At 56.0% G+C, this 25882-nt stretch carries 25 protein-coding genes and 1 pseudogene; 22 read left to right on the top strand and 4 right to left on the bottom strand.

The annotated features are described in order from the left end of the window. Positions 1–190: 190 nt before the first annotated feature. Positions 191–1699: pseudogene (locus QZR18_RS04675) on the top strand (ABC transporter ATP-binding protein); the annotation flags it as partial. Here QZR18_RS04675 and QZR18_RS08295 read toward each other — a convergent pair. Beyond that, entirely contained in the window at positions 1628–1816 is a 189-nt protein-coding gene (locus QZR18_RS08295; RefSeq protein ID WP_366921410.1) for a hypothetical protein, read from the bottom strand. The pseudogene QZR18_RS04675 and the gene QZR18_RS08295 sit on opposite strands and share 72 nt — an antisense overlap. A gap of 38 nt (positions 1817–1854) precedes the next feature. Between QZR18_RS08295 and cydC the strand changes: the two genes are divergently transcribed. From cydC to QZR18_RS04650, 5 genes are all read left to right on the top strand, one after another. Beyond that, positions 1855–3660, top strand: a complete 1806-nt coding sequence (gene cydC / locus QZR18_RS04670) for a thiol reductant ABC exporter subunit CydC (RefSeq protein WP_178704697.1) — start codon at positions 1855–1857, stop codon at positions 3658–3660. Positions 3661–3762: 102 nt separating this feature from the next. Further along, the gene (manA, locus tag QZR18_RS04665; RefSeq protein WP_178704700.1) at positions 3763–4953 is read left to right on the top strand and encodes a mannose-6-phosphate isomerase, class I; all 1191 of its coding nucleotides are present in this window, start codon (positions 3763–3765) and stop codon (positions 4951–4953) included. A gap of 68 nt (positions 4954–5021) precedes the next feature. Continuing rightward, complete coding sequence (locus tag QZR18_RS04660; RefSeq protein ID WP_178704701.1) at positions 5022–5702, top strand: DedA family protein; 681 nt, start codon at positions 5022–5024, stop codon at positions 5700–5702. A gap of 72 nt (positions 5703–5774) precedes the next feature. Further along, positions 5775–7622 carry a dihydroxy-acid dehydratase gene (gene ilvD, locus QZR18_RS04655; RefSeq protein ID WP_034251717.1) on the top strand — a complete coding sequence of 616 codons (1848 nt, stop codon included), beginning with the start codon at positions 5775–5777 and terminating at the stop codon, positions 7620–7622. A gap of 19 nt (positions 7623–7641) precedes the next feature. Beyond that, a complete protein-coding gene (locus tag QZR18_RS04650; protein ID WP_178704704.1) occupies positions 7642–8331 on the top strand; it encodes a Pr6Pr family membrane protein in 690 nt (229 codons plus the stop codon). Here the strand turns inward: QZR18_RS04650 and QZR18_RS04645 are convergent. Continuing rightward, on the bottom strand, positions 8314–9024 hold the full coding sequence (locus QZR18_RS04645; RefSeq protein WP_178704707.1) for a YggS family pyridoxal phosphate-dependent enzyme: 711 nt from the start codon (positions 9022–9024) through the stop codon (positions 8314–8316). The genes QZR18_RS04650 and QZR18_RS04645 overlap by 18 nt on opposite strands. 131 nt (positions 9025–9155) lie before the next feature. Between QZR18_RS04645 and QZR18_RS04640 the strand changes: the two genes are divergently transcribed. From QZR18_RS04640 to QZR18_RS04615, 6 genes are all read left to right on the top strand, one after another. Next, the gene (locus tag QZR18_RS04640; RefSeq protein WP_178704710.1) at positions 9156–9542 is read left to right on the top strand and encodes a YccF domain-containing protein; all 387 of its coding nucleotides are present in this window, start codon (positions 9156–9158) and stop codon (positions 9540–9542) included. A gap of 23 nt (positions 9543–9565) precedes the next feature. Next, positions 9566–10078 (top strand): Cys-tRNA(Pro) deacylase, encoded by a 513-nt coding sequence (gene ybaK, locus QZR18_RS04635; protein WP_009409047.1) that lies wholly within the window; start codon positions 9566–9568, stop codon positions 10076–10078. A 179-nt stretch (positions 10079–10257) separates the two neighbouring features. Further along, entirely contained in the window at positions 10258–10536 is a 279-nt protein-coding gene (locus QZR18_RS04630) for a type II toxin-antitoxin system RelB/DinJ family antitoxin (RefSeq protein WP_178704713.1), read from the top strand. Positions 10537–10708: 172 nt separating this feature from the next. Further along, positions 10709–11152 (top strand): VOC family protein, encoded by a 444-nt coding sequence (locus QZR18_RS04625; protein ID WP_178704716.1) that lies wholly within the window; start codon positions 10709–10711, stop codon positions 11150–11152. Between the two features lie 188 nt (positions 11153–11340). Further along, positions 11341–11904, top strand: coding sequence for an NAD(P)H-dependent oxidoreductase (locus QZR18_RS04620; RefSeq protein ID WP_034502614.1), 564 nt, complete (start codon positions 11341–11343; stop codon positions 11902–11904). 34 nt (positions 11905–11938) lie between these two features. After that, the gene (locus QZR18_RS04615) at positions 11939–12562 is read left to right on the top strand and encodes a TetR/AcrR family transcriptional regulator (protein WP_178704719.1); all 624 of its coding nucleotides are present in this window, start codon (positions 11939–11941) and stop codon (positions 12560–12562) included. Here QZR18_RS04615 and QZR18_RS04610 read toward each other — a convergent pair. Continuing rightward, complete coding sequence (locus QZR18_RS04610; protein WP_178704722.1) at positions 12543–15305, bottom strand: RNA helicase; 2763 nt, start codon at positions 15303–15305, stop codon at positions 12543–12545. The two genes, QZR18_RS04615 and QZR18_RS04610, sit on opposite strands and share 20 nt — an antisense overlap. Before the next feature lie 130 nt (positions 15306–15435). On the opposite strand from QZR18_RS04610, the gene QZR18_RS04605 reads away from it, so the two are divergent. From QZR18_RS04605 to QZR18_RS04565, 9 genes are all read left to right on the top strand, one after another. Next, positions 15436–16914, top strand: coding sequence for a sodium:alanine symporter family protein (locus QZR18_RS04605; RefSeq protein ID WP_178704726.1), 1479 nt, complete (start codon positions 15436–15438; stop codon positions 16912–16914). A 27-nt stretch (positions 16915–16941) separates the two neighbouring features. Then, positions 16942–17709 carry a fumarylacetoacetate hydrolase family protein gene (locus QZR18_RS04600; protein WP_178704729.1) on the top strand — a complete coding sequence of 256 codons (768 nt, stop codon included), beginning with the start codon at positions 16942–16944 and terminating at the stop codon, positions 17707–17709. A 214-nt stretch (positions 17710–17923) separates the two neighbouring features. Then, the gene (locus tag QZR18_RS04595) at positions 17924–18454 is read left to right on the top strand and encodes a hypothetical protein (protein WP_178704732.1); all 531 of its coding nucleotides are present in this window, start codon (positions 17924–17926) and stop codon (positions 18452–18454) included. A 48-nt stretch (positions 18455–18502) separates the two neighbouring features. Beyond that, positions 18503–18943 (top strand): glycohydrolase toxin TNT-related protein, encoded by a 441-nt coding sequence (locus QZR18_RS04590; protein ID WP_178704735.1) that lies wholly within the window; start codon positions 18503–18505, stop codon positions 18941–18943. Continuing rightward, on the top strand, positions 18940–19464 hold the full coding sequence (locus QZR18_RS04585) for a hypothetical protein (RefSeq protein WP_178704739.1): 525 nt from the start codon (positions 18940–18942) through the stop codon (positions 19462–19464). Before QZR18_RS04590 ends, QZR18_RS04585 begins: the two co-directional genes overlap by 4 nt. A 133-nt stretch (positions 19465–19597) precedes the next feature. Then, the gene (locus QZR18_RS04580; RefSeq protein WP_178704742.1) at positions 19598–19918 is read left to right on the top strand and encodes a glycohydrolase toxin TNT-related protein; all 321 of its coding nucleotides are present in this window, start codon (positions 19598–19600) and stop codon (positions 19916–19918) included. A gap of 346 nt (positions 19919–20264) precedes the next feature. Beyond that, positions 20265–20453, top strand: a complete 189-nt coding sequence (locus QZR18_RS04575; protein WP_178704745.1) for a hypothetical protein — start codon at positions 20265–20267, stop codon at positions 20451–20453. Between the two features lie 226 nt (positions 20454–20679). Next, positions 20680–22143 carry a cytosine permease gene (locus tag QZR18_RS04570; protein ID WP_178704748.1) on the top strand — a complete coding sequence of 488 codons (1464 nt, stop codon included), beginning with the start codon at positions 20680–20682 and terminating at the stop codon, positions 22141–22143. A gap of 19 nt (positions 22144–22162) precedes the next feature. Further along, positions 22163–22966 carry a purine-nucleoside phosphorylase gene (locus QZR18_RS04565; protein WP_178704751.1) on the top strand — a complete coding sequence of 268 codons (804 nt, stop codon included), beginning with the start codon at positions 22163–22165 and terminating at the stop codon, positions 22964–22966. A gap of 4 nt (positions 22967–22970) precedes the next feature. On the opposite strand, the gene QZR18_RS04560 is transcribed toward QZR18_RS04565, so the two are convergent. Continuing rightward, positions 22971–24134 (bottom strand): MalY/PatB family protein, encoded by a 1164-nt coding sequence (locus tag QZR18_RS04560; RefSeq protein WP_178704754.1) that lies wholly within the window; start codon positions 24132–24134, stop codon positions 22971–22973. A 212-nt stretch (positions 24135–24346) separates the two neighbouring features. On the opposite strand from QZR18_RS04560, the gene gltX reads away from it, so the two are divergent. Next, positions 24347–25855, top strand: coding sequence for a glutamate--tRNA ligase (gene gltX / locus QZR18_RS04555; protein ID WP_178704757.1), 1509 nt, complete (start codon positions 24347–24349; stop codon positions 25853–25855). Positions 25856–25882: the final 27 nt, after the last annotated feature.

The following is a 25882-nucleotide window of genomic DNA, read 5'->3' as shown; positions in this document are numbered from 1 at the left end:
GGGTGAATCCGCGGTTTTGCATCGTAAAACTTTAGTGTGAGGGGCGTTCGGAGTGATCCGAACGCCCCTCACACGTCTTCGCTATGTAGCTTTCCCTTCTATATGACTTTCTGTCATTAAGAAGCTAAGGTAGTCCTAAGTAGCGTCATAATGAAATGACGTCATATAGCCGAATGAGGAGAGCGAATCGATGGGACCCGAGCTCAACGCCTCGCCAAGCGCACTACCGCAGCCTTATCCCAAACAGCGGATATCGAACGTCATTGAGATCATCAAGAATCTGCTGCCTGCGATGTTCCTGATCATTTTCTACATCGAGCTCGGTTCGGTTATTGACTCCCTGATCAGTGGTAATGTCACTTTTCTGTCACTGGGATACCTTTCACTCTTTGCCTTAGCAGCAGGAATGATGGCTTTTAGCGCTTCCTTCTCGAGCGGTACACGCCTGCGCGCAGAAGAACCTCGTATTCGCCACGCCATGGTTGCCCAAGTTTTCCGCCTCGGAGTCAGTGAGCGGACAAAAGAACGCTCGGGTCGCATCGTCAATACCGCAACCGATGGTGTTGAGCGCAGCTCGAATTATCGCGGTACTTTCATCGCACCCATGCTGGCCTCGCTGATCACGCCGATCATGGTTGTTGCAGTCGTATGTGCTTTCGACTGGGTTTCTGCAGCGGTCCTGGCAATTTCCATCCCCGTTGTGCCCCTTACCGTTGGAGCTTTCCAAAAGGCATTCCGTTCGGTGTCCACCCGCTATCGCAGGGCCTCGCGCGCTCTTGCCGCCCAAGAACTTGACGCGATCCAAGGACTTTCAACGCTGTCCTACATCGGCGCAGGGAAGCGTGTGGGCCGCACCCTTGCACAGGCGGCGGAGAATGTTCGCCGCAAAGTCATGCGCTACCTTGCCGGAAACCAGATGGTCCTGCTGGTTGTCGATGGTGTCTTCTCACTGGGAATGATCACCGGTGCGACCGCACTTGCCTACTGGCGTCTGAGTGACGGTTGGTTCAGCGTCGGCCAAGCCATCACCCTTGTTCTGCTCTCCTCGATCATGCTCGACCCTCTGGATCGAATCGGCCAGTTCTTCTACATCGGCATGGGCGGTATCGCTGCAACCCGCGAAATTAAGCGCTTCACCAGCGAAACTCCTGAGGTCGTCGACCCGGCAGAAGGTGGTGCTTGTGCGCCCGCAGTCCTTCCCGCACCCGGGGAAGTGAGCATTGACGGCGTTTCTTTCGCTTACGAGGCCGACACCCCGATCCTGCGCGGAGCTACACTTCGCCTCGCCCCCGGTGAGCACATTGTAATCACCGGTACCTCGGGCGCCGGAAAGTCAACGCTCTCAAGCCTGATCCAGGCGAACCATCGCCCCAATAAGGGATCCATCTGCATTAATGGCGTTGACATCTCCCAGGTACCCCTACAATGGCTTCGCTCGCAAATCGCTGTCGTCGAACAAACCACCTACCTTTTCTCTGACACTTTGCGTGCGAACATCCTGATCGCCAACCCCGCAGCCAGTGACGAAGAGATCCTCACAGCACTGCGCATCGTCGGCCTCGACGATCTTCTGTCGCGACTTCCCGAGGGCTTGGATACCCGCGTTGGTGATAAAGGGCTGGCCCTCTCAGGAGGTGAAGCGCAGCGCGTCGCACTTGCTAGGGCGTTTGTCAAAGACGCCCCAATCCTTTTGCTCGATGAACCCACTGCGCATGTCGATCTGGAAAGTGAAAGACAGATTCTCAACGCTATCGATACCATCGCTCGCGGGCGTACGACCATCACGATTTCTCACCGAGGAGCAACGATCGCCCATGCAGACCGCCAAGTTGAACTGAAGGAAGGGGAACTTCGATGAACCCCCAGAGCTTCACGCGCATGGACCTCTCGCGCCGTCTCATTCGCGTCGCTCGTCCTGTCCTTTTCCCGCTTGTTTTCTCTCTGCTTGCACGCATTGTTGCTTTGGTTTTGGGGATCGCACTCTTTGCGGTGGGAACATGGGCATTGGGCTCCTATGCCTCGGATCCTGCTTCGCTCACCCTGTCAGGGGTGGTCTGGGCGCTGGTGATTATGTCCCTGCTCAAGGCCTTGTTCCGCTATCTCGAGCAATACGCGGGGCACTATGTGGCCTTCCGTTCTTTGGCCCTCCTGCGTAACTATTTCTTTGACTCTCTTGAGCCTCAAGCTCCGGCGATGACGGAAGGCGCCGATACCGGTGACCTGCTGTCGCGAGTCACGAAAGACGTCGATCGTGTTGAGGTCTTCTTCGCTCACACTCTGGTTCCTCTGGCAACGGCTGTGATTGTCCCGATTGGAACTGTTGTGTGGATGGGCGTGGCAATCTCGCCGCTTAATGCTCTTGTTCTCGCACCTTTCCTGATCTTTGTGGGGCTTTGCGTTCCGACCTTAGGTAGTAAGACCACCGACGAAGCTGCGCAAGTGCTTCGCGCAACACGTGGCAGGCTTTCGCACCACGTCACCGACTCGGTTCAGGGCGTGCGCGAAGTCATTGCTTTTGGAGCGCAAGAACGCCGAATCACCGAAATGGCTGACGAGCTGGAAGAGTACATTTTCCACGCTCAGTACAAGACGTCTTTCTGGATTGCTATTCGCCGAGGATTGAATCAAGCGCTGCTTCCCCTCGCAGTTGTTGCCCAGCTTCTTGTTGCCGTCTTTTCGCTTCGTTCGGGTGCTTTGAGCATTGCTCAGGTCACCATGTCTGTGGGTGTTGCTCTTGCTTCTTTCGCGCCGGTGTTGGCTGTCGAAGATCTGACGGCGGATTTGGATCAGGCATACGCCTCGGCAGCGCGGATCTTCGCTGTGACAGACCGCGAAGCACTGGTTCCTGATCCGCAAATCGCTCATTCCATCGACGGACACGGTGATCTTCAGATTACGGGCGTGGACTTTACCTACCCGCAGGTTGCTATAGCTTCAGGCCTTCACGATGATGCGGAGGAATACGAACACCTTCGTCCCCAAGTGCTTCACGACGTGAGCGTCACTATTCCTGCCGGCTCAACAACCGCAATCGTTGGTGCGTCGGGCTCGGGCAAGTCAACCCTTGCCGCGCTGCTTGCCCGCGTGTGGGATCCGGACTCCGGTTCGATCCGCATCGGGGGAGTAGACCTGCGTGAGGACACTCAAGATCACATTCGCTCTGTCATCACCTTGGCTCCGCAGCGTGCACACGTCTTTAACGACTCAATTCGCGCAAACCTTCTGCTCGCGCGCCCTGACGCTACCGATTCCCAGCTCCGCGAGGCCCTGGATGCGGTCGACCTCAGTGAATGGATCGCCGCGGAAAGTGAAGGGATTGACACCAAGGTCGGCGAAATGGGGGAGCGCATCTCCGGCGGACAGCGCCAGCGCCTGGCCCTTGCCCGCGCGCTCTTGCGCGAAACCCCCATCATGATCCTGGACGAGGCCACCTCCCAGGTTGACCGCGAAACCGAAGCTCGAGTTCTGGCGGGGATTCGCCGTCGCACCAGCGATAAGACCGTGATTGTTGTTGCACACCGCCTAGATACTATTCACGATGCTGATCAAATCATCGTTATGGATTCGGGGCGCATTGTTGAAGTTGGAACTTGGGACGAACTTTATGAATCCGGCGGCGCCCTGCGCGCTTTGGCGGACCGTGAAGAAGGTGCACGCTAAACTTTTCACAGATATCACGCGTTTTGTGAAGAGATAACGCCATAGTTCATCTGTGACAACTCGCGGATACGCCGCTGTTACAGAGAAGTTGAGGAGACCGGGATGCAGCAGCTTCAGGGCTGGCGCAAGTTTGACGATTGGGGCTCGCAGAGCGCAATCGCCGAATTCTTGGGTGAAACTCCAGGGCCTCGGCCTGTTTCTGAACTCTGGTTCGGTAATCACCCAGATGGTCCAACCCTCCTCCACGACGGTTCAACTCTGGGCGACCTCATCGCACAAGATCCGAAGAAGGCCCTGGGATCGGGAATCCTCTACGCCTTTGGAACAAATCTTCCCTTCCTGATGAAGGTCATCGCACCCGATGAGACGCTCTCTCTTCAGGTTCATCCCACAAAGGAAATCGCTCGAGAAGGCTACCTACGCGAGGAAGTGCTGGGAATCGAGCGCACCGCTCCCAACCGTTCCTATCGGGATATGAACCACAAGCCCGAAATGCTCTACGCCCTGACCGATTTCGAGGCCCTCATTGGTTTCCGGGTCCCTCGAAAGGCGCGCCGGCTTCTGGAAGGCCTCGAGGGTGAGCTGGCTGAGCTTCTTCGCCGACGACTCAAGCTCTCAACTGTGCGCGGGGGCCTGCGTTCCTTGGCCTCGTGGGTTTTCGATATCGACTCACCCGTCACCCCAGCCCTGGTTGAGGAATTCGTTGATGCTTGCCGCAGGCGTCTGGAATCGGGTCATTCCCCCTCGCTTCGCGCCGATCAATTGGTGTGCGAGTTGGAAGCAGCACACGGTGGCGATTCTGGAATTATCTTGGCATTCCTGATGAATCCCGTTTCGCTTCGTGCAGGTGAGGCTGCGTATATTCCGCCGCGCCAGATCCACGCCTACCAGCGCGGTCTAGGAATCGAGGTTATGGCGGCCTCGGATAACGTCATTCGAGCGGGACTGACCCACAAGCATGTTGACAGTGCACAACTCGTTGAAATTGCCGAGTTCTCTGCGCTTCCTCCAATTCGTCTGGCTCCCGAACATCCCAGCCCGCATTCGGATCGTTTCTTGGCTCCCGCTCAGGAATTTGAACTCACCGTGACGACCTGCACCCCTGACCTCAGCAATCTTCGAGTTCCGGGTGAGGGGCCTCGAATTGCCATGGTGACGCGTGGGCGTTTGAGTTTGTCGACCGAGGCCGGGGAGTGCACCCTGGGCCGCGGAGAGGCAGTGTTCATCTCCGCGTCCGAACATCAGCTGCGTATTGCAGGCGAGGGCGAACTGGTTCAGTGCTCCGCGCCGTGATTGGCTTTCACAGCTCACGCAAAGGGTGAGCAAAACTCTTCCATGCCTTGCGCCGTGATGCTACAGGCATGAGTAATCTTCTTGAACCTATTGTCCAAGCCGTTGTTTCGCTTGTGGGTGCACTTGGCGCCCCAGGAGTTGGAATTGCCGTCGCGGCAGAAAACCTATTCCCACCGATCCCGAGCGAAGTGATTCTGCCTTCCGCGGGCTTTGCTGCTGCCTCGGGAAGTATGGGATTGGTGAGCGCAATTGTGTGGGCAACGATCGGATCAGTTGTCGGTGCGCTCGCACTGTATGCGCTGGGTGCATGGTTTGGGCGTGCGCGTTTCTACTCCTTGGCCTCGAAGATTCCCTTCGTCAAGGAAGCTGATATCGAACGCGCCGAAGCATGGTTTGTGCGCCGAGGCCCGCTGGCAGTTCTTCTGGGACGTGTCGTTCCTGTTGTTCGTTCCTTGATTTCCATTCCGGCCGGTATTGAACGAATGAAACTTCTGCCCTTTACCCTGTACACGGCAATTGGCTCGGCCCTGTGGAATTCCGTTCTCATTGGTGCCGGATATGCGCTGGGCGCGAACTGGGCGATCGTCGAAGAATGGATTTCGCGATACCAACTTATCGTTTTTGGTCTGGCCGGCATTGCTCTGGTCGTGTGGATGGTCAGGAAGTGGACAGTCCGCAGACCCCGTGAAAGTGCAGTAAAAGCACGCCATTCTAGCGAAAACGTGCGCAAGGCCTCGTCCATCTCGTGAACCTAGCGAGCCGTTGCCCGGAGGTCGAACTAGGGTTGAAGGCGTTACAAATTCGTCATAGGGGAGAAATCCATGAGTAAGCCTTTGCGCTCAGCAACATCGACTCAAGGACGCAATATGGCCGGAGCGCGTGCGCTCTGGCGTGCGACCGGAATGACGGATGGGGATTTCGGCAAGCCGATTATCGCGATCGCCAACTCCTACACCCAATTCGTTCCCGGCCACGTCCACCTCAAGGACATGGGCGACTTGGTTGCCGGAGCGATTCGCGAAGCAGGCGGCGTTGCGAAGGAATTTAACACCATCGCTGTTGACGACGGCATCGCAATGGGTCACGACGGCATGCTCTACTCGCTGCCTTCACGTGAGGTAATCGCAGATTCGGTCGAGTACATGGTCAACGCTCACCGCGCCGATGCGCTGGTGTGTATCTCGAACTGCGACAAGATCACCCCCGGTATGCTCATCGCCGCCATGCGTTTGAACATCCCGACGATCTTCGTTTCGGGTGGCCCGATGGAATCCGGTGCTTCGATTGAAGGCGTTGTTGAACACCGTCTTGACCTCATTGACGCCATGGTCATGGCTGTCGATGACTCGGTCTCCGATGCCGAGCTGGCGCGCGTCGAAGCGAACGCCTGCCCGACCTGTGGATCCTGCGCTGGCATGTTCACCGCAAACTCCATGAACTGCTTGAACGAGGCCATTGGCCTGGCACTTCCCGGAAACGGCACCACCTTGGCCACCCAGGTTGAGCGCAAGAAGCTCTTCTTGGAAGCCGGCCACCGCATTGTTGATATGTGCCGTGCGTACTACGACAATGACGATGATTCGGTTCTTCCTCGTTCCATCGCCACCAAGCATGCCTTTGAGAACGCGATGAGCTTGGATGTTGCGATGGGGGGCTCGACCAACACCGTTCTTCACATTCTTGCGATCGCCCACGAGGCCGGGGTGGACTTCACCCTGGATGATATCGATGCGATTTCGCGTCGCGTTCCCTGCCTGTGCAAGGTGGCCCCGAACTCAACGAAGTACCACATCGAGCACGTCCACCGCGCCGGTGGCATTCCCGCACTCCTGGGTGAACTCAACCGCGCTGGTTTGCTGCAGCGCGATGTGCACTCCGTCCATGCTCCTTCCTTGGAAGAATGGCTTGCTCAGTGGGATATCCGCAGTGGCAGCGCGAGCGACGAGGCCAAGCATCGTTACCTTGCGGCGCCCGGTGGCGTGCGCACGACCCATGCTTTCTCGACCGCAAACCTTTTCGAGTCCTTGGAAACTGATTCCGAGAACGGCTGCATCCGCGATGTTGAGCACGCATACACAAAGGACGGTGGACTTGCGGTCCTTTACGGCAACATCGCCGAGAAGGGCGCGATCATTAAGAGCGCGGGTATCGATGAGTCGCTCTTCCACTTCGTTGGCCGTGCTTTCGTCGTGGAGTCTCAAGAAGAGGCCGTTGAATCGATTCTGAGCAAGAAGGTGCAGGAAGGCGACGTCGTCGTCATCACCTACGAAGGCCCCAAGGGCGGTCCGGGCATGCAGGAAATGCTCTACCCGACCTCGTACCTCAAGGGACTGGGTCTGGGTAAGAAGTGCGCACTGATCACCGATGGCCGTTTCTCTGGCGGTACCTCCGGTATCTCCATCGGTCACATCTCTCCCGAAGCCGCTGCCGGCGGTGCGATTGGCTTGGTTCGCACGGGTGATGAGATCGAGATCGACGTCAACAAGCGTCTGCTTCGTGTGAACGTTTCTGACGAGGAACTTGAGCGCCGCCGCGCGGAGATGGGCGCCACCCCGTGGAAGCCGTCCAAGCCTCGTTCGCGTCACGTCTCTGATGCCTTGAAGGTCTACGGAATGCTTGCAGCGTCTGCCGATAAGGGCGGCGTGCGTATTCTGCCCGATTGGGCTTGAGCGCGTGAAGGATAAAGCGATGACCTTAGCGACCTTTGGCCGTTGGGCCTATCTGCTTGTTGCAATCGCCGCCTGGGTGGGTGTCGTTTTCACTCTGGTTATCACCGGTGTGGATGGATATTCTCGCGAGGCCGTGGCCCGGTCTGGGATGTTCGGTGGAGCTCCCTTTGGCTGGGCCGGCTTCGGCCAGCGAATGATTGAATGCCTGTCCTATTTCACTGAGTGGTCAAATATTCTGGTCGCCATTGTCGCGACGTTGATCGTGTGGAAAGGTCCTGACATCGGTTCGTGGGGACGTGCACTTCAGTTGTGTGCCCTCATGATGATTACCGTGACGGCGATCGTCTACCACTTCTTGATTCGTCCCACTGAAGTACTCAGCGGCTGGTCGGTGTTCACGAACCCGCTCCAACACGTTGTTGTTCCGGCGCTAATGATTCTGGCAGCTCTACTGTGTGGACCTCGTGGCGGGTTAGATGCTTCGGTTGTCCTGAAAGCCCTGGTGATCCCAGTGATTTGGGTGGTCTACACCTTAATTCGCGGGGCTTTTGTCCACCAGTATCCGTACGATTTTGTGAACGTGAGCGTCCTGGGTTACCAGCAGGTGCTGATTAACATCGTTGCGATTTTGTGCGGTGCCCTGGTATTTCTTGCGGTTATCGCCGGAATTGACTGGGGTGTAGGGAAGGCTCTACCCGCGCGCAACTAAGCGACGCGGACCAAAGACTGCAGTCCCTACACGGACGATTGTTGCACCTTCTGCGATCGCCCATTCCAAATCGTGACTCATCCCCATGGACAGTTCCAGCTTGTTTGCCGGGATCGCAAGGTGTTGCGCGGCGGTGTTGCGGAGCTCTCGCAGGAGCGCGTAGCCGCGGCGAACATCTGCTTCAGCGGGGGAGTTCAGGCCAACGGTCATGAGGCCTGCGAGCCTGAGGTGCGTAGAGGCATCGACGGCCTCGGCAATCGAGGAAAAATCAGCAGGAGAGCAACCGTGTTTGGTGTCTTCACCTGAGACATTGACTTCGATGAATACCGGGAGTTCTGCGGCCGCTCGTGAATCGATTTTTTCTACCAGAGCTACAGAATCAATCGATTCAATCGCGTCGACACAGGAGAGAGCCTGATTGATCTTATTGGACTGGAGCGGCCCGATCAGGTGAATCTGAGCCCCCGGGACCTCACGGATCGCATCCACGGTTGCTTTCGCCTCTTGAACTCGGTTGTGTCCCAGCAGGATCGGCTGACCTAGGTCGCTCAGGGCCTGGGCCGCCTCGCGACATTCCTCGGGGCTGCGCGTCTTCACTGCGAGTTCTAATGCCACGCGATCGCTGCGGCCGGCGGCTTGGCGTGCGTGCTCAATTCGGTCAAGGGCCTGGGCAATTGCAGACGGGATGCTCATAGCTCAAGTGTAGACGGCTAACTCAGGGACGAATCAGGGGAAAAACAGAGCAAAAAGCGCAGCTGAATCCCGCAGTCACATGGCAGACTTGAGGTAAGTCGAAAGTGAAGTGGATTAGCGAAAGGATGCAGATGCGCTTCTTGCTGAATGTGATTTGGCTGGTTTTTGGTGGGTTCTGGCTGTTTGTGAACTATATTCTGGCCGGAATTGTTGCCTGTATTTTCATCATCACCATCCCTGCAGGAGTCGCATGCTTCCGTATTGCAAGCTATGTGCTGTGGCCGTTTGGAAAGCGCGTTGTTCCAATTCCTGGCGCAGGTGCGGGATCCGCGCTGATGAATTTCGTGTGGTTTATCATCGCAGGGTTCTGGCTGGCAATTGCGCATATCATCACCGCTTTTTTCCAGGCAATCACCATCATCGGTATCCCCTTGGCAATTGGCAATCTCAAGCTCATCCCGATCACCTGCTTCCCCTTCGGCAAGATGGTGATTGACGATCCCACTGCTGGGATCTGATCTCAGGTCTCTACACTGGAAGTATGGCTCGCAAACACTCTAAAGATCACGCTTCAGGCCCCACTCACGCAATTGAGGAATTGAACGAGGCCGGGGTTCCTTTCGTTGTTCACGAGTACGAGCATGATCCTTCCGCGCGTGCCTACGGTGAAGAAACCGTTGAGAAATTGGGGATCGACCCAGCAATTGCTTTCAAGACCTTGATGGTCAAGCTTGAGCCGACGGGGGAGTTCGTGGTGGGGTGTGTTCCCGCGCTTGCGCACCTGTCAATGAAGCTCATTGCCAAAGCCGCCGGAGCGAAGAACGCGGCTATGGCTGATCCTGCCGTTGCGCAGCGCCGTACGGGCTATGTCGTTGGCGGGATTAGTCCTTTGGGGCAAACGACAAAACATCGAATCTTCATTGATTCCTCATGTTTGGATCATGAAACGATGCTGGTATCGGGAGGCCGCAGGGGAGTGAGCGTAGAGCTGAGTCCGCTTGACCTAGCAGAAATTGTTGGTGCCGAGGTCGTCGATCTTGCAGCGCAAGCATAACTTTCCGGGTTTGTGCTCTGCTTCCTCTTAACGATCTTCGAATAACGTTATTTGGAATTAAAATTGCACGATTGTCTAATCGTGCAGATCTCTTGTAATGACAAACCGCATCATGTGTCATGCGTTGTGCTGACGTTGTAAGATTGATGCTGTACATCTATTTGTCGAAGGGGTGAGTCATGAAGACTGCAACACTCAACATGCGTGTGGACCCAAGCGTGAAAGAAGAGGCTGAACGGGTGTATGCCCAGTTTGGGATGAACCTCACTGACGCTGTAAACGTGTTTCTGCACAAGTCGATCATGGAAGGTGGTTTGCCCTTCGAACTGCGCCAGCCTCGTTTCAATGCCGAAACTGAAGCTGCGATGCGTGAAGCCCGCGAGATTGCTGCCGGACGTGTCGCTGCTAGTCGCTATGCCTCGGCATCGCAGGCGTTCGCTGATGTCGATGATGAGTGAATCTCAACAAGGGCGACGGTCCCTTGTGATGACAAGTCAGTTCAAGAAGGATTTGAAGCGGGCCCGTAAACGGGGGCTTCCTAACCGCCTTGCAAACCGTGGGAATTGAAATTGTCCGACAGTCGTGACCGAGTTCAACTTCTGTATCCGAGCTGCCTGATAGAGTAAAGAAATGACCTGTGAACCCGGGCTTGTTCCTGAACTTTCCGTCACCGACTACGAGGCCTCCCGGCATTTCTGGTGTGATCTGATCGGTTTTTCCCTCCGCTATGAGAGGCCCGAAGAGGGGTTTGGATACCTCGTCTTGGGTAGTGCGCACCTGATGCTCGACCAAATCAACCGGGGAAGAACGTGGGCGACCGGCGCACTTGAGCCACCACTTGGTCGCGGGATCAACTTCGAGGTACAAGTCGAGAACCTGGATACCGCATTGCAGCGCATCATGAGCGCAGGGTGGCCAATCTTTGTTGAACCCGAAGAGGAGTGGTATCGAGCAGGTGATATTGAGATCGGTGTCCGTCAGTTCTTGGTTCAGGATCCCGACGGCTATCTCTTGCGTCTTCAGCAGGAGATTGGCGAGCGTCCCGTGGGGGAGAAGTCGTCGCGATCTTTGTAGTAGTCAAGGCTGTCGATTAAGACTTGTCCCCGCTCGTGATCCTGCCAGATCCTAGGCAGAATGCTGTTGTGTGCTCACTGAGCGTATCGTCATAGATACTCGTTGAATCCGTCTATACCCCCTAATGTTGCATCGGAACAGGCCCGCCACTATAGTAGTAATCAACCGATTACAACAAGAGGAAAATGATGAAGATTCTCGTTATTCAGGGCAGTCCAGACGCTGAGAGCTACTCTCATCAACTTGCTTCCGCATACGCCGATGAGGCGCGCGTTGCTGGGCATGACGTGCGTATGATCGATCTGGCGACGGAGGATTTTGATCCTGTTCTGCGCTACGGATATCGCCAGCACATGGAAGATGAAAACGCACCTATGCGATACCAAGAGGACATCGCTTGGGCGGATCATCTCGTGTTCAGTTTCCCGATCTGGTGGTCAGCTGAGCCCGCAATTCTTAAAGGTTTCCTTGATCGCACTCTCACTCCCGGATTTGCGTACCGTTACATCGGTGCTAAGAGCCAGGGACTACTGGAAGGTAAGACCGCAGCGCTAATCGTCACGTCACGTGCGCCATCGTTCATTTACCGGCTCTTCGGAGGTCCGATTTCGCGGTGGAAGCAGATGATTCTGGGATTCGTTGGGATTCGACTCACTAAAACTCTAATGCTCGGCCGGATCGAGCAGGACGTGGATACTCCCTCATACCGCGCTGCATTCGTCGAAAAGGTTCGTGCTTACGCTCGCGGATAGACTGTATGTAACAGTGGCACTGAGAGGATGAGACATGGTTGCGACGCGTATGCCTGCGAATGAGCGCAAGGCGCTCATGCTAGAAGCTGCAGTGCGCGTGTTCGCTCGGGTCGGCTACGCTGCGGCCACGACCGACTCGATCGCGCGTGAGGCAAGTGTCAGTCAGGCATACGTCGTGCGTTTCTTCAGATCTAAGGAGACGCTCTTTGAAGAGGCTGCTACACATGTGGTTGAACAGCTGTGCCAACGCTTCGTCGAAGCCCCGGTGCCGCCGGATGCAAGTGAATTTGAACGCCGACAAGCGCTAGGGGATATGTACGCGGAGATCGTGAGAGACCGCGACACATTCATGATGATCGTACGTCTCTTCATGATGGGATCCGACCCGCGTTTTGGCCAGCTCGCCCGCGAGAGTTTTGCTCGCGTGTACCGTCTGCTTCGGGATGAAGGCGGAATGGATTCAGCCCAGGCCCGGCTCTTTCTTTCTCACGGTTTGCTGATCAACCTGGTGCTTTCTCTTCGTCTATGGGAAGGCGAGAAAGAACTATCGGATGAGATCCTCGAATTCCTTGGGGATGGTCGCGTGGAAAGTATTTATTTACTTCACGAGGGCGACACCTTGCCGGGTGAGGGAACCCCTACCGCGCGTCGACCGTGAGCACTGTCAGAACCGCCCGCTTTTCCTTGTCAGAGGCAGCCAAGTCCACGAGGGCGGCAATACGCCAGTCCATATTGCCTTCAGGATCCGTGATGGTCTGAGTTGCCAACCAGACCGAACCGGCGGGAGCCTCATCGACAGCCCGCGCAAGGGCCTCGAAACGACTGCGCTGATTGGCGTTATCCCTGGCAGAGAAGGGCATCAAGGCCAAGATGTCTTCGCCGCTGATCTGTTCCTCCAAGGCACAAAGCGCTTGGGAACGCGCGCCCTGATTGATATCGATCCAATCGTGCTCAGCCCAGTAGCGTTCCAGCGCATGATCCCAATCATCGCCGGTCCAAGGCGCCGCCTCAGCAAAGAGTCCATCACTATCTGCGGCCTGCGCGCTTGTTCGCTCAAGCCCATCGACATCATCACGACTCATCAACTCAACAAAATTAAAGAGCGCCCGACGTACGGCATTGCGGAAAGCATGACGATTTGCGGTGAAAGCAATAACTCCGGACTCATCGGCTCCGAATGCGCGCTCAAGTCCAACGGTAGAAGAAACCCCTTCGGCCTCGGTCAATTCCTCCCCGTTCATCATTGCTTCCCACTCATCCAGAAGAGAAGAATCAACACTGCGGATCAGATCAGCCAACCACGAAATCATGGACTCAAGTTCGTCAGTCATGATTTCTTCCGGGATCACTTGACGCATCATTCGATAGGCATCACTGAGATAGCGCAAAATGACGCCTTCTGAGCGCCCCACGTCGTAACGGGAAATAAGCTCGGTAAAGGTCATGGCGTTTTCAATCATTTCGCGGATGACCGACTTGGGAGAGAGTTCAAGATCTCCCACCCACGGGTTTGAACGCGCATAGACGCTGAAAGCGGGGGAGAGGAGTTCTTCCAAAGGCTTAGGCCACGAGATCTCCTCTAGAGCAGCCATGCGCTCGTCGTACTCCATCCCCTGCGCCTTCATGGACGCAACGGCCGCGGCTTTCGCCTGGTTTTCCTGCGCATACAGCAGGGGCCGGGGATCCTCAAGCACGGCCTCGACAATGGAAATCACGTCAAGGGCAAAGGTCGGCGAATCCGGATCAAGAAGCTCGAAAGCAGCCAAAGCAAAGGGAGAAAGCGGCTGATTGAGCGCAAAATCATCCGGAAGATCCGCGACCAACTGCAACCTAGAGACACCTAGCTCCTGAGCCCGAGCACTGGAGAGATGCTCAACAACCCCGGCTTGGAGTAGAGAGGTATAAATATCTGCAAGATGACGGATATGTGGGTTCGCTGGAAGTGGCTGGTCATCATTGTGAAGGGCCAAATGAACCAGGTGCTCTGCGGGATCTCGCCCAGCATCTGCTGCTCCACCCAACACGTTGAGAACAGTGGAGTGAGTCATCTCAAAGTGAGACTGCAGGGCTTCGGGAGCAGCATCACGCAAGCGCTCAAAAGTCGAACGAGACCAAGTGATCTGGCCTTCCTTTGGACCGCTGCGCTTCTTAGACGCCTTCTTCTTGGCTCTCTTCGCCTCGCGCTCGTCACGAGCCGCCTCCTGCGCAGCCGTTAAACGGGCGCGCTCGCGGGCTGTTTCCACTTCGTGCTCGGGGGCCAGAACGCGAACAAAACCAACGGTGTCAAAACCTGCACGCCCCGCGCGCCCGGCAATCTGGTGGAATTCACGCGAACGCAGGTGACGCATTTTGCTTCCGTCGAACTTCACCAGGGAGGTGAGCAAAACCGTGCGAATGGGGACATTGATACCGACTCCAAGGGTGTCAGTCCCACAGATAACCGGAAGCAGGCCCTGCTGTGTCAGGCGCTCAACAAGTCGACGATACCTGGGCAGCATTCCCGCGTGGTGAACGCCAATGCCGTGGGAGAGGAGTCCGCGCAAAGTCTGCCCAAAACCCTTTGTAAAACTCACTGACGAGAGCTCACGCGCGATTTGGCTGCGAACCTCGGGGGAAACAAGCTTGCGGTCCATCAATGACGAGGCGGTATCAACCGCATCTTTTTGTGAGAAATGAACGATGTAGATCGGGTGGCGCCCCTCTGACAGTAGGCGCTCGACCGTGTCCTGAAGAGTGTCCACAACATAGTCGTATTCCAAGGGAACAGGGCGCTGTGCGTCGGTAATTTCCACCGTCGGACGTCCCGTGCGTTCCGTCCATTGCTTGCGGAAAACAGTCGTATCTCCAAGCGTCGCGCTCATTGCAATGAACTGTGGACGAGTGAGTTCAAGGAGTGGAACCTGCCATGCCCAGCCTCGTTGCGGATCGGCGTAGAAATGGAACTCGTCCATGACGATCATGTCGGCGTCGAGCGTCGGTCCTTCACGCAGGGACTGATTTGCCAGAATTTCCGCGGTGCAGCAAATGATCGGAGCGTCTGCGTTCAACGAGACATCGCCCGTCACCATTCCGACATTGTCGGCGCCGAACAGCGACACCAAGTCGAAAAACTTTTCGGATACCAGCGCTTTCAGTGGCGCCGTGTAGTACGAGCGGCCGCCATGTGCCATGGACACAAAATGCGCAGCCAAAGCAATAATTGACTTGCCAGAACCCGTGGGCGTTGCTGCAATGACGTGGTTTCCCGACAAAATCTCAATCAAAGACTCATCTTGGTGCCGGTAGAGCGGACGCCCCGTTGATGATGCCCACGACGAAAATGCCTCATAAAGGGCATCATCATCGGTCAGTAAACCGCGATCTTCCAGATCGTCGAGGAGTTCATTTAACGGAGCGCTCATGCTTCTATCTTCCCAGACCTCCCCGCATTTGCGTCCAGTTTGCGGCTAAAAGCGAAGAAGATCGCCCCATCGCGATAGACTTCGAGGCGCTGACCCACAACCTTGTTGAAAGTAGATAGCGGAGGAACGAATGGCGGATCTGGCACAGTCCATCCAAAACATCGCTGACTGGATCACCTTGCACCTGACCGTGTGGATCCTGATTGGCACGGGACTTTACCTCACAGTGCGATCCCGATTCATGCAGATTCGTCAATTCCCCGAAATGATTCGCTCAATTTCGGGTTCTCGCGGCGGGGCGAAGGGTGGAATTTCTTCCTTCCAGGCATTCACGATCTCTCTGGCCGCACGCGTGGGCGTCGGCAACGTCTTTGGCGTGGCCGTTGCGCTGCTCATGGGCGGTCCAGGTGCGATCTTCTGGATGTGGGTTGTTGCACTGGTCGGTATGTCAACCGCCTTTTTCGAGGCCACGCTTGCGCAGATCTTCAAGGTTCGTTCGGCTGACGGAACTTTCCGCGGAGGCCCTGCCTACTACATTGCGCGAGGCATGAAGAATAAGGTATTGGCAAGCATTTTTGCTGTCATCACTGTTGTGACCTGTGCGTTCGTGATCACCTCCGTGCAGTCCAACGCGATCGCCACAACTCTTCTGGGTGCGCTCAGCCCCTCAAGCCGCGAGCCTCTTCCGGGACTTGGTGGCCTTTCCAGCGCACATCTGGTCATTGCAGCATTGCTCTTTGTGTTCTCCGCAATGGTGATTTTCGGTGGAATTAAGACCGTGGCTCGCGTGACCGAATGGATGGCACCGATCATGGCCACCGTCTACGTCATCATGGTTGCCGTGATCTGCGTGATGAACCTGCCCAAGTTTGGTTCTGTTCTGGGACAAATCTTCGCAAGTGCGTTTGCCCCGCAACCGACGCTTGCAGGCCTCGGCGGCGGGATTATCGCTGCGGTCATCAACGGTACGAAGCGCGGCCTCTTCTCGAACGAGGCCGGTCAGGGTACTGCTCCCAATGCGGCTGCAACCGCCACCGTCGCTCACCCCGTTCGCCAGGGCCTCATCCAGTCTCTGGGCGTTTTCGTTGACACGATCATCGTGTGTACCGCAACGGCTTTCGTCATCTTGATTGCTGGCGAAAAGGTCTGGTCAAACCCCGAGGCAAACCCCGCGAACCTCACGACACTTGCTGTGGCCGACCAGCTGGGGCAGTGGACCATCATGCCGATGTCGATTCTGATCTTCGTGCTTGCCTACTCGTCGATCATTGCGGCCTACGTCTATTCCGAAATCAATCTGTCCTTTGTCGTGAAGTCGAAGGCTGCGACTTGGACTGTTCGAGTGATCTCCGTTGCCTCGGTCGTGATCGGTTCGCTGACAACTCTGGATCTTGTATGGAATTCCGTCGATATCGCGATGGCCATCATGACCTTGACGAACTTGGTCGCCTTGATTGTCCTTGCCCCGTGGGGCCTGGGTGCTCTTCGCGACTACGAGGCCCAGCGTCGTCGCGGCATCGCAGATCCTGTCTTCGTTGCGCAGGGTAATGACCTTCTTCCGGGCGACCTTCCCGGTGATATTTGGGCTGCAGAACCCGCTTCGCGTTAGGCTACTGGCAAGACTTAGGAGGTCGCGATGCGCATTGCTCGTTTCTCGCAAGGAAGCTCTATTCACTACGGAGCTTTGGAAGATGAATCGACCCGGATTGTTGGTTTGAAGGGCGATCCTTTGTTCTCGCCGGTCGAGCCCTCTGGCCAGATCTTTGAACTGGATGAAGTTCGCTTGCTTTCTCCGGTGATCCCTCGGTCGAAAGTCATTGGTCTGGGCGGAAACTACCCGGCACCTGGCGAGCAGCGCAGTGAGGATCCGGCGCGTCCCTCCGTCTTCTTCAAGCCGAATACTGCCGTCATTGGCCCGGATGATCCGATCGTCTTTCCTTCCTGGGGCCAGGAAGTCTTTTACGAGGCCGAGCTAGCCGTGGTCATTAAGACCCTGGCAAAGGACGTCAGCATTGAAGACGCCTCTTCCGTGATCTTGGGTTACACCTGCGCGAATGACTTGACCGCTGCGGATGCAGCTCGCGATGACGGGGGAGCACTTGGTCGCGCGAAGAGTTGGGATACCGCGTGCCCGCTGGGTCCGTGGATCACTGTCGGCGGGGATTTTGATCCCGATAATGCTGAAATTTCGGTCCGCATCAATGGGGAAGAACGGGGGAGCGGAAGTACCTCTCAAATGGGATATTCCGTTGCGCGAATTGTTTCCTATGTGTCGGGGATCTGCACGCTTCTTCCCGGAGATGTCATCTTGACCGGTACGCCGGCCGGCGGACCGCTCAAGCACGGTGAACGCGTCGAGGTTGAGGTCGCAGGAATTGGGACGCTAACAAACCTGGCGATGTAGTCATTATTTCTTCTCGCAGTCTTTCTTTGGGGTGGCCGTTTAACACGGCCACCCCAAGGTTTTTGATGACCACATTCTGACGTCTAATCTGTTGAAATTTGGCAGAGAGCCGCTCAGTGGATGTAGCGTAAAAGCATGGCAGCTTTGTCAGGTTTGAGTGGATTCGAAAGATACTACGCTTCGGTGAAGACAAGGATGCCTGAGGAGGTGCCTGATGGACTTTGCTGATCGCCTCGCTGAGGTGCTTTATGACGCCTGGGGTATGAAGGTCGCTGGGAGCTTCGCCGCTACCGGTGGGCTTGTCTTCAACGCCGGAGTTTTTGCCGCTCCCCACGAAGAGGCCGATTACCAAGAGGGTAAATATTCCTTCTACTACTGCGAGCGCGCTTCCCGAGGTGCTCCTCTGTTCCAGACGACTAATCGGCACGTTTTCGACCACTGTGTCCTTCAGAACTATGGAAACCCTCTGCGCATTCGATACGGTTTTCCCAAATTGACACTGGGAGACAGTGCTTCGATCCGTTCGGGGTGGACAATGGTTCACACGGGTTCTTCACTTCGACATGATTACCTTGGAATTCGCTCGGGCGATGGGAACTTCTATCCCTGCGAAACGAGCGATTTTCGCCTGCTCGCAGGTCTTTCTCACGTTGTTAAGTATTCGCCTTTGGATGTGTTGGAGTGTTATTTGCGTCCGGATGCGGGACCGCTTTTATCGCAGTGGCTTTCGAAGCCCGCAAGATGACATTTTCGTGGCATATGATGGGAAACATCTCGCGGAAAGGTGAAATACATGGATTCAACGATGACTCCAGAGCCTAAGGAACCGCAGGGTCCTTGGCGTTGGTTGATGGATAGTGAAGAGGTGAGTTCTTCACTGCTGCGTTCCAGCATTGAGCAGTTCGCCAGCTTGGAGGCCTACACCTCTAAGTACGGCGACATGGTCGATATGATCGGCTACCCCTATCTTTCGCGCGTGTGGCAGGTTGACCCGAACGGCAAGCCCTATTCTTTCCAGCAGCGCTGCCTGGTAATCACCGATGTTCACTCGCCCTACTACGCGTACACGATTGCGAAGCTTCCCGAATATGCGTTGATCGTCACCGGAGTGACTGCACCGAACTTCGGCGCGAAAGGCGGCGCGCGGGAGGTGCGTTTTTTCTACGGCGGCGAGCTACTCACGGTTGCCGAGTGCGTTGAACTGGGAATCTTGAAGGGACGGTCTCTGTCATGAGTACTACCAGTCAACTGATCGAATTCGCTAAGTCCTCCGGTGCTTTCTGGATGAAGCGCGGCACTGGTATTGCACTGACGTGGGATGGCGGTATTTACTGGCATAACTTGTGGACCGAGCACGATGATCAGGGAACTTTGCTGTACAAATACGGTCCCAGTGAGCGCTGGGAGGACCGCTCGACTTTCGTTGCCTCTCCTTTCGAGGACTGGACCGCGAAAGGCGCGATTATCCACGTCGGCGAGTTCGCCCGTAGCTATTTTGGATGGGATCCGATCATCATTCCGCAGGTTGATTCTGATCCCGTTGCTCATCCTTACGTCTATGTGCAATTCTTCCCGTGGGTTGGAGGGCTTGAGCTGGGTGGAAAAGTCCTGCCTTTGACCGTGCGCACAATGTTCCCGACCCATCGAGAACTCACTGCGTTCGCGCATATTGCGACTCTTGATTCGCAGATGCTCCTTGATGCGTATATGTCTGAAGATGGTGGTGCCTTGCGGAATTGGGTTCGCCATAGTTAGTTTCTCGATTTTCGAGGCCGAGGCAGCCGGGTGGACATGTTGAGTTCGCCCGGCTGCTTTTTCGTCCTGTGAAGGTCTTTTGGACCTTCTTTTGAATCTTGAGATTGTGGGGGCGTGGTTGTAGCGTGGGAGCATGGACGAGAGCTTTGGTTCGGACCGTGTTGGAGGTCCGAATGGAAAGTTTCTTGGCGCTGTAGAAGGCGGGCGTGTTGCTTCGTTTGAGGAACGCGGGCTTGCGCCTGGATCAGTACATGAGCCCTACTATCAGTATGTATTTACTGGTCATATGCCTGAGGGCTGGCAGATTGAGCATGGAATCGCTGCATCGTGGGAAAGCGAGTGCGGTGGGGTACGTCAGTTGAGAATTCTTGATGAGCTTGGGAGTCCGGTAAAAATCTCGGACTTGATTAAAAGGGGTGTTTTAAAAGGCGTGGAGGTGCCTGTTGGGTTTTAGTGAGCGTCTTGGTCAGGTGATGCATGAGGTCTGGGGATGTGACGTGGTGGGTGATCTGGGGAAGGATGGTTATTTGGAGTTCTTTCCCACGGACATGGTCTCTGAACCGGAGGTAGTGCATCGTAAGGAGGGTTTGTTTGCCTATTACGAGTATGAGCGCGGGAATATCGGGGCACCGGTTTTTCGGTCGAGTAGTTTGCATGTGATGGAGCATTGTTTAACTCTGTGCTATGGGAATCCTCTTCGTAAAAGGTTAGGGTTTCAGCCTCTTCGTCTTGTTCGTAATTTGTCTATGCGTCCTGGATGGTCGTTGGTTCCGGTGGATTCAAAGCCTTGGCATGGGTTTGTGGGTATACGAAATAGTGAAGGTGTATTTTTCTCATGTAAGACGACGGATGACGATCTTCTTTCGGCGTTGTCGTATGTGGTTGAGTATTCGCCTTTGGATGTGTTGGAGTGCTACCTACGTCCGGATGCTGGTCCGCTCTTGAGTCAGTGGGTTGATCGTGAGTGGACGCCTGAGGAGGATGAATAGGGCTTCTTTGTTGAGGGGACAGTTTTCTGCGTGTGGAGGTGCCCGTTGGATTTTAGCGAGTGTTTCTCTCACGTCGCCGCAGCATCTCTTCCTTTCAAGGTGTGGGCAATCCCTCGAATCAATTTCGTGAGCATCTGCCCTTCGTGTGCTCGCTTTCCCTATAGTTCATAGTGTGGATTGAGAGCCACATGAACTGCGGTAACACGAATGCAGAGGAGCATTGTTCATGAGTGAGACCACTCAGGTTTCGTCTGGTCTAAACATCGAGATGGCCGGTCTTGATGTGATCCCCGAATCCGAAAGAAAAGGCACGCCATCGTCCTTATTCATGCCTTGGTTTGCCGCTAATATCTCTGTCCTCGGTATTTCCTGGGGTTCGTGGGTGCTGGGCTTCGGTCTTTCACTCACGCAGGCGATTCTTGTCAGTGTTGTTGGCGTCGCACTCTCATTCCTTCTGTGCGGATTGATCGCTATCGCCGGTAAGCGGGGTTCTGCACCGACCCTCGTGCTCTCTCGCGCGGCATTCGGATATAACGGAAACCGTATCTCTGCAGCAATCTCGTGGATCCTCACTGTTGGGTGGGAGACCTTCCTTGCCATCATGGCGGTTCAAGCAACCGCGACCGTCATGGGAGCGCTTGGTTTCAGCAACCACCTGCTTGCGCAGATCATCGCCTTGATCGTCGTTGTTGTCCTTGCAGCAGGAGCGGGCATCCTCGGATTTGAAGCGATCATGAAGGTGCAAACGTGGATCACCTGGGCGACGGCAATCCTCACGATCGTCTACCTTCTGCTCTCGGCCTCGACAATCAACTTCGCGGTCCTTTCTGCACGTCCCGCGGCTCCCTTCGCGATGCTCCTGGGTGCGATGTGCATGCTCATGGTTGGTTTTGGTTTTGGATGGATTAACGCAGCAGCGGACTATTCACGCTACCTTCCTCGCAAGGCCTCAACCGCCGGGGTCGTTGGTTGGACGACCGCAGGTGCCGCGCTGCCCGTCATTATCTTGGTGATCTTCGGTGTGCTGCTGGTTGGTTCCAACTACGACACTCTCTCTGAAGCCATCGGCAACGACCCGATCGGCGCGTTGACAACAATTCTTCCGACCTGGTTCCTGATTCCCTTTGCGATCGTTGCAATCCTTGGTCTTGTCGGTGGAATCGTTATGGATATCTATTCTTCTGGACTTTCCTTGTTGGCAACTGGCGTCCCGGTGACCCGCCCCGTTGCCACCGCAATCGACGGCACCATCATGACCATCGGAACGATCGTCGTTGTCTTCTTCGCCGATTCTTTCCTCACTCCTTTCACTGCCTTCCTTACAACCCTTGGCGTGGTCATTGCCACCTGGGGCGGCGTCATGCTTGCTGACATCGCGCTCCGTCATCAGGACTACGACGAGCCCTCACTCTTTACATCAACGGGACGCTACGGTTCCGTTAACTGGGGAGCAATCGTCACACTGGCTGTCGGTTCCTTCGTTGGCTGGGGCTTTGTTGTCAATGCGAATGCCTCGTGGCTTGCGTGGCAGGGTTATCTCCTTGGTCCGCTCGGAGGTCGAGAGGGCGATTGGGCCGGTTCCAACATCGGAATCCTTCTTGCCCTTCTCGTAGGCTTCTGCGGATATTGGCTGACCAGTGCGCGTCGCGTTCGTGCGCAGGAAGCCGCGCCTTCCCACACGCTCGGCTAACTTTTGAGGAAGGTGTGCTTTGACAGCTGATCCCCGTTTCTCTTCTGTTCTTTTCGATCCCGAGGCCACTGCCGCCGCGGAGCAGATTCGTTCCCTTTGCGGGGGAGTTCCCTTCGCATTGGTCGTCTTGGGATCGGGCTTAGCAGACGCGCTTAACGACCAGTGGGGAGTGCCATCGGCCTCGAAGCCTTTGGGCTCACTTCCCGGTGTGAATGCCCCGGTTGCGGATGGGCACCGCAATGAACTTCGTGTCTACATGCGCGAATGCGGCCCCGTTTTGGTTGCAACCGGACGAACTCATCTGTATGAGGGACACGCGCCTCTTGCTGTCACTGCGCTGATCCGTGCGGCTGCGTGCGCGGGTATCCAACGCGCCATTGTCACCAATGCGAATGGATGCCTGCGCGACTGGTCCTTGGGTGATGTCATGATCATTACGGATCATATGAATCTCAGCGGTTCCTCGCCATTTGATGGGCCCCTGTTTGTCGATATCTCACAGGTTTGGGACAGTGAGATGAACAAGAGGATGCGTGAACACTGCAGTCGAGAGGGGACTTACGCCTTCCTTCGCGGGCCTGAGTATCAAACAGGTGCAGAAAGTCGAGCCTTAGCGCAATTCGGCGTTGATTGCGTTGGGATGTCGACCGTTCTTGAGGCGATAACCGCTCACGCACTCGGAGTCCGTGTTGCCGGCATGTCTGTTGTCTCAGACCTGTCTTTCGCTCAGGCGCAAACCGACCCGCAGGACGTTGTGGACGCCGCGCGAAAGGCATCCACAACGGTCGTTGCTGGTATCGAGGCCGCTCTGGACGCGGAGTGAAGGACTAAAGAACGTCCAAAACCCGAGAAACCAATTCTTCAGTGACCTGTGGTGAACACGCCAGGTTCACGCGCACCCACTTCGAGTAACGCTCACCCAGGGTGACACCTTCATTTGTCGCGATGTGCGCGCGTTGGAGCAGGGTCTTGGAAGGATTCGGACCCAACTCTGGGTAGGCCTCGAAACCCCACCACGTCAGGTACGTTGCCTGCGGGGGACGGAAGTCGATCTCGGTGGGTGCCAGTGCCTCGGTAACGGTGCGGATATTGCCCTCGATCACGGACAGGACCTCGTGCTGCCAGTCATCACCGTTTGTGTAGGCCTCGATTGTCCCAAGTGCGCCGATTGTTGAGGTCGAATGGGGGAGCTTTTCCTGGCACACGCGATCCCAACGCGCTCGTAATTCTTGATCGGGCACGATTACCTGGGCATTAGGCAGCCCCGCAATATTCCAGCCCTTTGTTGCCGCAGTTGCGGTGATCGTATGCGCTGCAAATTCTGCGCCCAGTCGCGCATAGGAGGTAAAGCCTCGGCCACCCAAAACCAGGGGGGAGTGGATTTCATCCGCAAAAACCAAAGCGTCGTACTCAGACACCACCATCTGCAAAGCTCGCATCTCGGACTCTGTTAATACGCGCCCCACGGGATTCCACGGATTGCAGAGAATTACTAGGCCAGCCCCGGCCTCGAGACCTGCCTTAATTCCCTCAAGGTCAAGGGTCCAGCCGCCCGGGTATGCGTCATCGTGCAACGAGGGCACGTCGATGACCGGATGCCCCAGCGCGGGAGGAATTGTCAAGAAGGGCATGTACGCGGGAGTCGGCACGATAACCGCTGATCCGGGACGCACCATGTACTGGATCATCACTTCCAATGCCGGAAGGACAGCAGGCGTCATGCGAATTGAATCAACGTCAAGATCCCAGCCGAAGCGCTTCTTCTGGAATTGAGCAGTAGCTTGGGCAACCTCTGGCGCAAGCCAACGGGGGTTGTAGCCCAGCAAACCTTCGCGAATCGCGCGGGTCATTCGCTCCTCGACACAAGGCGCGGTACCGAAATCCATCTCTGCAACCCAAGCGCCCAAGACGTCGCTGCCGTCTGCGGGCTTAACTCCCGTCCACTTCAGTGAACCAACGCGACGGAGTTCCTCAGCGCTGCAAAAATCCATGCGAAAACTTCTTTCCAAACGTGCCCTCAAAGGCAAAGCGTGTGAGCTACCTCCCAGTGTAAGGGGAGTGATGATAATTCGGAATTCGCCTTCATGGAGTGAGCGAAGGTAACAGTGCGCGCATCCCTCGGTGGGGGAGAAGCCCCGCTCAGTCCTCGCACATCCATTGAATTGACGCAGGGCTAATAAGAAGGGGGCTAAACTAGGGGATTATGAGTGTGACAACCGCAAGTGGCGCCGATGTTCGCGTCCGATTCTGCCCTTCGCCAACTGGAACTCCTCACGTGGGAATGGTCCGCACCTGCCTCTTTAACTGGGCATATGCGCGCCACACCGGAGGCACCTTCGTCTTCCGTATTGAAGACACCGATGCTGCTCGCGATTCCCAGGAATCTTTCGATCAGATTCTTGATTCGCTGCGTTGGCTGGGCCTGGATTGGGATGAAGGCGTCGGTAAGGGAGGCCCGCACCCGCCGTACCGCCAGAGTGAGCGCATGGACATCTACCGCGATGTCGCCGCAAAGCTCCTCGAAGCCGGCTACGCCTACGAGTCTTACTCGACTCCTGAAGAGGTCGAAGCCCGCCACATTGCAAAGGGTGAGGATCCCAAGCTCGGTTACGACGGCTTTGACCGTGATCTGACCGAAGAACAGATTGCCGCCTACCGTGCCGAGGGACGCAAGCCGGTCCTGCGCATGCGTATGCCCGATGAAGACATTACCTTCACCGACCTGATTCGCGGAGAGATCACCTTCAAGCCCGGTTCGGTTCCGGACTACGTCATTGTCCGTGCCAATGGTCACCCGCTGTACACGCTGGTCAACCCCGTTGATGACGCGCTCATGGAAATCACGCACGTTCTGCGTGGTGAAGACCTGCTCTCTTCGACGCCTCGTCAGATCGTCCTCTACCGAGCACTGGAAGAACTGGGCATCGCTAAGTTCATGCCTCGCTTTGGTCACCTGCCCTACGTGATGGGTGAAGGAAATAAGAAGCTGTCCAAGCGTGACCCCGAATCGAACCTGCTCCTGCACCGCGAAGCCGGAATGATTCCCGAGGGCTTGAACAACTACCTGGCCCTGCTGGGTTGGTCGATCAGCCCTGATAATGATGTCTTCTCCATGGAAGAGATGGCCGCGGCCTTTGATATCGCCGATGTGAACCCGAACCCGGCACGCTTTGACCACAAGAAGTGCATCGCGATTAACGCCGAGCATATTCGTTTGCTTGCTCCGGATGATTTCCGAGGCCGTATCGTTCCCTTCCTTCACCGTGAGGGATTGGTGTCGGCTGACTCCTATGAGGAGCTGACCTCGGATGAGCAGAAGATTATGCAGCACGCCTCTCCGCTCATCCAGACCCGCATCCAGTTGCTGGGTGAGGCTCCTGGAATGCTGGGCTTCCTCTTCACTGAAGACGATGCGCTTGAGCTGGATGAAAAGTCCGTATCGAAGCTCAAGGAGAATGCTCCTGAGGTTCTGGATGCAACGATCCATTACATCGAGAACTATGACGGCCCCTTCACAACCGAGGCTCTCGAGCATGCCCTCCGTGAGCTGATTGTTGAAGGTATGGATATCAAGCCTCGCGTGGCCTTCGGTCCGATTCGCGTGGCCGTCACCGGTCGCCAGGTTTCCCCGCCGCTGTTTGAGTCCATGGAGATTTTGGGTCGCGAGAGCGTGTTGAACCGTCTGCATGCCTTGCGTAACCGACTGGGCTGAGCATCTGACTGATACCTGATCGCAGGT

It is taken from the genome of uncultured Actinomyces sp. (genome assembly GCA_900541895.1).
Taxonomy (GTDB): Bacteria; Actinomycetota; Actinomycetes; order Actinomycetales; family Actinomycetaceae; genus Pauljensenia.
The sequence above is the reverse complement of the archived record's forward strand: the minus strand, read 5'-3'. Positions and strand labels throughout refer to the sequence as shown.

What these genes read in the sequence shown, in the direction of transcription:
- QZR18_RS04610 (WP_178704722.1), bottom strand. Translation starts at nt 15,305, where the DNA reads ATGAGCGCTCCGTTAAATGAACTCCTCGACGATCTGGAAGATCGCGGT.
- QZR18_RS04645 (WP_178704707.1), bottom strand. Translation starts at nt 9,024, where the DNA reads ATGAGCATCCCGTCTGCAATTGCCCAGGCCCTTGACCGAATTGAGCAC.
- QZR18_RS04625 (WP_178704716.1), top strand. Translation starts at nt 10,709, where the DNA reads ATGACCTGTGAACCCGGGCTTGTTCCTGAACTTTCCGTCACCGACTAC.
- QZR18_RS04660 (WP_178704701.1), top strand. Translation starts at nt 5,022, where the DNA reads ATGAGTAATCTTCTTGAACCTATTGTCCAAGCCGTTGTTTCGCTTGTG.
- QZR18_RS04620 (WP_034502614.1), top strand. Translation starts at nt 11,341, where the DNA reads ATGAAGATTCTCGTTATTCAGGGCAGTCCAGACGCTGAGAGCTACTCT.
- QZR18_RS04615 (WP_178704719.1), top strand. Translation starts at nt 11,939, where the DNA reads ATGGTTGCGACGCGTATGCCTGCGAATGAGCGCAAGGCGCTCATGCTA.
- QZR18_RS04630 (WP_178704713.1), top strand. Translation starts at nt 10,258, where the DNA reads ATGAAGACTGCAACACTCAACATGCGTGTGGACCCAAGCGTGAAAGAA.
- QZR18_RS08295 (WP_366921410.1), bottom strand. Translation starts at nt 1,816, where the DNA reads ATGGGCGATCGTTGCTCCTCGGTGAGAAATCGTGATGGTCGTACGCCC.
- QZR18_RS04560 (WP_178704754.1), bottom strand. Translation starts at nt 24,134, where the DNA reads ATGGATTTTTGCAGCGCTGAGGAACTCCGTCGCGTTGGTTCACTGAAG.
- ilvD (WP_034251717.1), top strand. Translation starts at nt 5,775, where the DNA reads ATGAGTAAGCCTTTGCGCTCAGCAACATCGACTCAAGGACGCAATATG.
- QZR18_RS04640 (WP_178704710.1), top strand. Translation starts at nt 9,156, where the DNA reads ATGCGCTTCTTGCTGAATGTGATTTGGCTGGTTTTTGGTGGGTTCTGG.
- QZR18_RS04595 (WP_178704732.1), top strand. Translation starts at nt 17,924, where the DNA reads ATGGACTTTGCTGATCGCCTCGCTGAGGTGCTTTATGACGCCTGGGGT.
- QZR18_RS04605 (WP_178704726.1), top strand. Translation starts at nt 15,436, where the DNA reads ATGGCGGATCTGGCACAGTCCATCCAAAACATCGCTGACTGGATCACC.
- manA (WP_178704700.1), top strand. Translation starts at nt 3,763, where the DNA reads ATGCAGCAGCTTCAGGGCTGGCGCAAGTTTGACGATTGGGGCTCGCAG.
- QZR18_RS04585 (WP_178704739.1), top strand. Translation starts at nt 18,940, where the DNA reads ATGAGTACTACCAGTCAACTGATCGAATTCGCTAAGTCCTCCGGTGCT.
- QZR18_RS04580 (WP_178704742.1), top strand. Translation starts at nt 19,598, where the DNA reads ATGGACGAGAGCTTTGGTTCGGACCGTGTTGGAGGTCCGAATGGAAAG.
- QZR18_RS04650 (WP_178704704.1), top strand. Translation starts at nt 7,642, where the DNA reads ATGACCTTAGCGACCTTTGGCCGTTGGGCCTATCTGCTTGTTGCAATC.
- QZR18_RS04590 (WP_178704735.1), top strand. Translation starts at nt 18,503, where the DNA reads ATGGATTCAACGATGACTCCAGAGCCTAAGGAACCGCAGGGTCCTTGG.
- cydC (WP_178704697.1), top strand. Translation starts at nt 1,855, where the DNA reads ATGAACCCCCAGAGCTTCACGCGCATGGACCTCTCGCGCCGTCTCATT.
- ybaK (WP_009409047.1), top strand. Translation starts at nt 9,566, where the DNA reads ATGGCTCGCAAACACTCTAAAGATCACGCTTCAGGCCCCACTCACGCA.
- gltX (WP_178704757.1), top strand. Translation starts at nt 24,347, where the DNA reads ATGAGTGTGACAACCGCAAGTGGCGCCGATGTTCGCGTCCGATTCTGC.
- QZR18_RS04600 (WP_178704729.1), top strand. Translation starts at nt 16,942, where the DNA reads ATGCGCATTGCTCGTTTCTCGCAAGGAAGCTCTATTCACTACGGAGCT.
- QZR18_RS04570 (WP_178704748.1), top strand. Translation starts at nt 20,680, where the DNA reads ATGAGTGAGACCACTCAGGTTTCGTCTGGTCTAAACATCGAGATGGCC.